Consider the following 5,134-nt stretch of genomic DNA (forward strand, 5'->3'; position numbering starts at 1 on the left):
CAAAGTTCATCATTTTTATAAAAGATACTAAGTCTTCCTAAACCACTGCTTTCATCTTTAGGAGAAAAATAATAACTGGGTGTATCTTGTTTTATAGTATTATCTTGATCTAATTCTCCAAAGTAAAAAGGATTATTAGGAAGTTCATTTGAGCCTGTAAGGAGAGTGGAGTTTAGGAAGATATAAGCTTGATAGTTTTGGAGTTCTTCAAAAGTAAAATCTGTCGTTGCTTCTAATTTATAAAGTTCATCATAAATACTTTGACAATCAATTATGCTTTTATTTTCACAAAACAAATAAATACTTTTTTTATCTTTATGAATAGAATATAAAAAGTCTTTACCTATCATAATTTTCCTAAATAATACCTATTTTAGCTTTTCCATTAAAATAAAAGCTTGTGATATTTTACAAACTCCACCTAAATATTGCTCATCCCAAATTTGATCTTTTATTTTATAACTTTTTGAATTATATCCATATATTTTTGTTATATTATTAATATTTTCAAGACATTTCATATCTTTATAAACCACAATGAAAATTCTAAATTCCCCAATGGCAATTTTATGAGCTAAGTTTTCTTGATTATTAATAAAGGAACAATCTTTTCTGTATTTATTAAAATCATTTTTATCAAGAATTAAAATATATTTTTCTTTTTCATGTACTTTTAAAATAAAATCTATGATTTTTGTTTGACTAGTGGTAGGAGCTTTATAGCTTGCATAATAATTATCTCCAAGCTCTTCTAAAATACCATTTGTTTCTTGCATTATGGTGGCTATTAATGAAAGAAAATATTCAAAATGATTGATTTTTTCTGGAGAATTTCTAAAAAGTCCAAGAGGTCCATTTTTAAGAGCGAAATTTTTATTATTAATAGCATTATTTTTTAACACAAAAGTTTCTGTATAAATTTGAATATTTTTCATAAAATGATTAAGATACTCTATACACTCACTAAAACTTTTATCTTTGACTTTGTTATAGTTAGCATCTAATTCTAAAAGATAAGAATAAAAATAGAGAGTATTAACAAGAGGTTTTATAGAGTGATCATTTTTCCCTGTATATATACCTAAAGCATTGCTTGCACCATATTGAGCTGAAGCAATGATTTCAATTTTACCATTATCAAATACACAAACAATCTTTTCTGGATTTAAAATTTGCTCCACAATATTATTTCCAAGCAAATTAGCTAAGAATCTCATTAGCATATTATCTATTCCATCTATGGTAGGAGAATTAAAAGTATAAACTTTTGAAGCACTAAATTTTATTTGATTAAAATCTGTACAAAGTGTTCTATCGATTGTATCACAAAGCTGCATTGCAACAACAGCTAAATATCCACCCAGAGAATGTCCTACAAAGGTAATTTTACTAGAATCTATATTATTTAGAATAGGTGCTATATCTAATAAAAATTGTTTTAAGGCATTAGCTTGAAAATCTCCTTTACCAAAAGTAAGTCCTATATCGGCAAATGCATCCATACTTACAATTCCTTCTGTTCCTCGAAAACTAACAATATACTCATCTTTTTGAATGTCATAAAAAAGTGTAGCAGAAAAACCACTAAAAGTATTGGGTTGGTGAAATTTGATTGTATAGCGTTTTGCAAAATTTTGTGTTTGGATTTCTCTAAATTCACCATTGAGTTTTGGATAAAAAGCTAACGAATCATCATAAATAAAATAATCTTTATAGTCTTTAGACAATGCTTTATAATATTCAAATTTTCTATATTTTCTCCATCTTTTAAGATTCTTTCTGTTCCTATTGTGAAATCATTAGTTTTTTGTCCATCAATATAGATAAGGTTGAAATAGCTTGCCCAAGCTAACTCAGCATAGTCTCTAAGATTCTTGATTTGTTGCTTCATACTTTTTCCTTTTAATCAAATATAAGATACAATAAAATTGCCGATGGACAATATAACAATAATAGAAAAAACCTTATCAAATATTTTTTAATTCTTGTTATTAAAAATAACCATAGATTGTTCACTATTGGAGGCAAAATTATCCATCCAATCACTATGAGAAATTCCTTAAATCTATCTGGATTATGCCCAATTAAAGGTGATATTATCCAAGCAAAGATAAAAAATATAATCCAGCAAATATAAAGTATTTTTAATATTTTCATTGCATCCCCCAAATCTCACCCAATGAATGTCCTACAAATATAATTCTTTTGTGTTTGTTTTTGATTATTTTATTTACTTGTTCTAAAAATTCTAAAAGAAAAGAAGATTGGATATTGCCATTGAGGGATAGAGTTATGTCTTGAACTATATCTTGAATCGAGCTAATAAAATTATCAGTTTCAGTTCCCCTAAATCCTACTATAAATTCATCTTTTTCTTTATCATAAAACAAAGTAGCACTAAAGCCACTTGTAGTGTTAGGCTGATGAAATTGAACCTCATATCTTTGAATGAAATTTTTAGTCTGTAATTCTCCAAATTCTCCATTTAGTTTATCAAAATTTGTCTTTTCATCAAAGAAATTTAACATTTTTGATTGCCAAGCATCATCTTGTCTTAAATCAATCAATACTTCTTTATCTTTATGTTTTTGACTGACAACATGTTCTAAATTTACCTTTATTTCTCTATAGCCTCTAAGAGAATTTTCTTCTTGAATTTTTTCTTGATTAAAATCTAACTCAAATATATTTCTAGTATTTAAAAAATCAAAATAAAAATAACTAGCCCAGCACATTCTAGCATATTTATAAAGTTTCATATATTTGGCTTGTTTTTCATACATTAGTAGCCTCTTTTTTCTTGTAATTCTTTATATTTTTGAATATCATAGCATATCATTTTTCTTTTGTATTTAGCAAACATACCTATGTCAAGCCAAGAGTATGTATTGTCTATTTTATATTCTTGTATTGTATTTTTGCCGTCCTTATAGTACCATAAAATAATAATTTTTTTTATTCTAAAATCTACATATTGCTCTGTTATGTTGAATAAAATATCCTTGTTTATTTTTTTATAATTATCCCAAAGACTTATAATATTTTTTGCATCATAAATAACCGCCTTAGAATCAGCCTTCTCACACAAACTCTCAAATTCTTTAAAACTACTTTGCCATTCAAGAGGTACAAAAGAGTATCCAAACCAAAGAAGCATGAATAATGGATAAGGTAAAAATAAATAAAACTTTTTAATTTTTTTATCAATATTAAAAATTTTAAAGACAAGATAAAAGACAAGCTTTAAAAATAAATATACCCATATAGTAGAAAGTATAAACAAGCTAATCCATCCAAAGAAAGGAAAAGGGAAAAAGGTTAAAAGAGTTAAATAAGTAATATTATAAAAAGTTAAGATGACAAGAAAAAGATAAAATAAAGCTTGTTTTATATTTTTAAAGAATTGTTTTTTTAAATCATTTGAATTTTCTTTATTGTTAAAATAATGATAGAGCTTGTTTTTCATATATTTTTATCCTATATTACTTTGATTATTATCTTTAGTATCTTCAAACAAAATAGCACTAAAGCCACTTAAAGTGTTAGACTAATGTTTTAAAAGTTTAAATCTATTTATAAAATCAATGATTCTTTTACTAAGTGTATCATTTAACCCCACCCTACTAATATCATTATCCAATGTTATTTCTTTACTATCAAAACAAGTATTTATAAGAGAAATACAATATTTAGGTTCTATTTTAACTATTTTATTTTGTTCAAAACGAGCTTGTATAGCTCTTGCATAGGTAGAATTTTGATTATTATGTTTATCACCTAGTCTTTGGGTATCTAAATCTTTTTCTAATTCCTTTTCTTGTTTATCAATAATAACACCTGTAAAAACTGGATCTAATAAAGCATAACTAGCATCTGCACAATTAGCATAGTCTAGAAATTTAGTGATTAAGTCTAATTTAGCTTCTTGTGTTTTAATGTTTTTGCTCATTTATATCCTTACTTAAAATTATCAAAATAGCTACAAGTGAATACTTCTTCATATCTAAAATATAATCCAGAGCCCTCATCGCCTCTTAAGAATACACCATCATTTTCATATTTATATCTTATATATGTAGCAAAAGGCTTGGGCATTTTTTTATATTTTTTATCATATACTATGGTTATAATATTGCCATTTCGTTTCTCGGATTTTATCGTATCTTTTATATCATAATAAGTAAATGTTTCATTAAGTTTTTCATAATAAAAATATTCATAACCATCATCCTTAACTCGTTTTTCTATAGAAGGCTTTTTTTTTGTAAAATCGCTATACAATTCCCAATAAGCTTTATTGTAAATTATTACTTTATTATCTATATCTTTACACAAGCTCTTAAACTCATAATACTGCGGATCCATATATTTATAAGAACAGCCTCCTGTTAAGAATAATAAAAGATATACAGGCAAAAGAAATAAAGTAAGTTTTTTAAATATTGTTTTAAAATTTATAGTTTTTGTTTTATTTTTTATTTTTAAAAAAATTTTAAAGATAAAATATAAAATAATAGAAAATATAAAAACAAAAAAGAAAAATATAAGAATAAATATTAAAAGATTAACAAAGAATTCTAGCATTTATTAACTCCTCTTAATTTTCTCTGTTTTTTCATAAGACAATTTGTAGTGTTGGGCTGATTTTTAAAAGTTTAAATCTATTTACAAAATCAATAGTTCTTTTACTCAGTACATCATTCAATCCTACTCTACTAATATCATTATCCAATGTTATTTCTTTACTATCAAAACAAGTATTTATAAGAGAAATACAATATTTAGGTTCTATTTTAACTATTTTATTTTGTTCAAAACGAGCTTGTATAGCACAAGCATAAGCTGTGTTTGTATTTTTAGGTTTTACAATATCTTCCCCTTTACTATTTTTCATAACAATATCTTGCTTTAATTTATCACCAAAAGTAAGTTTATCTGCTTTATAAATATTATTCTTTTCATCTTGCTCTATATTTTCCCAAACATATTGCAACATAGCATAACTAGCATCTGCTATATCAGCATAGTCTTTGATTTGAGAGATAAGTTCTTTAGGGTTCATTAATATCTTTCCAAATTATATTTTTCATCACTTTTTATAAATTTACCATTAGTAAAATAATGAAAATGTCCT

The 5,134-nt window shown here is 25.1% G+C and carries 7 protein-coding genes and 1 pseudogene; all 8 read right to left on the reverse strand.

Annotated elements, in window-relative coordinates:
* Positions 1-350: pseudogene (locus ELQ12_RS09230) on the reverse strand (hypothetical protein); the annotation flags it as partial.
* Positions 351-368: 18 nt separating this feature from the next.
* On the reverse strand, positions 369-1,727 hold the full coding sequence (locus tag ELQ12_RS09235; RefSeq protein WP_243834149.1) for an Mbeg1-like protein: 1,359 nt from the start codon (positions 1,725-1,727) through the stop codon (positions 369-371).
* Positions 1,682-1,891 (reverse strand): hypothetical protein, encoded by a 210-nt coding sequence (locus ELQ12_RS10770; protein WP_074487166.1) that lies wholly within the window; start codon positions 1,889-1,891, stop codon positions 1,682-1,684. Before ELQ12_RS10770 ends, ELQ12_RS09235 begins: the two co-directional genes overlap by 46 nt.
* Before the next feature lie 262 nt (positions 1,892-2,153).
* The gene (locus ELQ12_RS09250; RefSeq protein ID WP_243834150.1) at positions 2,154-2,783 is read right to left on the reverse strand and encodes a hypothetical protein; all 630 of its coding nucleotides are present in this window, start codon (positions 2,781-2,783) and stop codon (positions 2,154-2,156) included.
* Positions 2,783-3,466, reverse strand: a complete 684-nt coding sequence (locus ELQ12_RS09255; protein WP_002819291.1) for a hypothetical protein — start codon at positions 3,464-3,466, stop codon at positions 2,783-2,785. The genes ELQ12_RS09250 and ELQ12_RS09255 overlap by 1 nt, the downstream gene beginning before the upstream one ends.
* Positions 3,467-3,547: 81 nt before the next feature.
* Complete coding sequence (locus ELQ12_RS09260; protein WP_044779697.1) at positions 3,548-3,949, reverse strand: hypothetical protein; 402 nt, start codon at positions 3,947-3,949, stop codon at positions 3,548-3,550.
* An 8-nt stretch (positions 3,950-3,957) separates the two neighbouring features.
* A complete protein-coding gene (locus ELQ12_RS09265) occupies positions 3,958-4,584 on the reverse strand; it encodes a hypothetical protein (protein ID WP_070240629.1) in 627 nt (208 codons plus the stop codon).
* A gap of 31 nt (positions 4,585-4,615) precedes the next feature.
* Positions 4,616-5,062, reverse strand: coding sequence for a methyltransferase (locus tag ELQ12_RS09270; protein WP_134264731.1), 447 nt, complete (start codon positions 5,060-5,062; stop codon positions 4,616-4,618).
* Positions 5,063-5,134: the final 72 nt, after the last annotated feature.

The sequence above is a fragment of the Campylobacter sp. US25a genome, from assembly GCF_004379075.1.
Lineage (GTDB): Bacteria > Campylobacterota > Campylobacteria > Campylobacterales > Campylobacteraceae > Campylobacter_D > Campylobacter_D jejuni.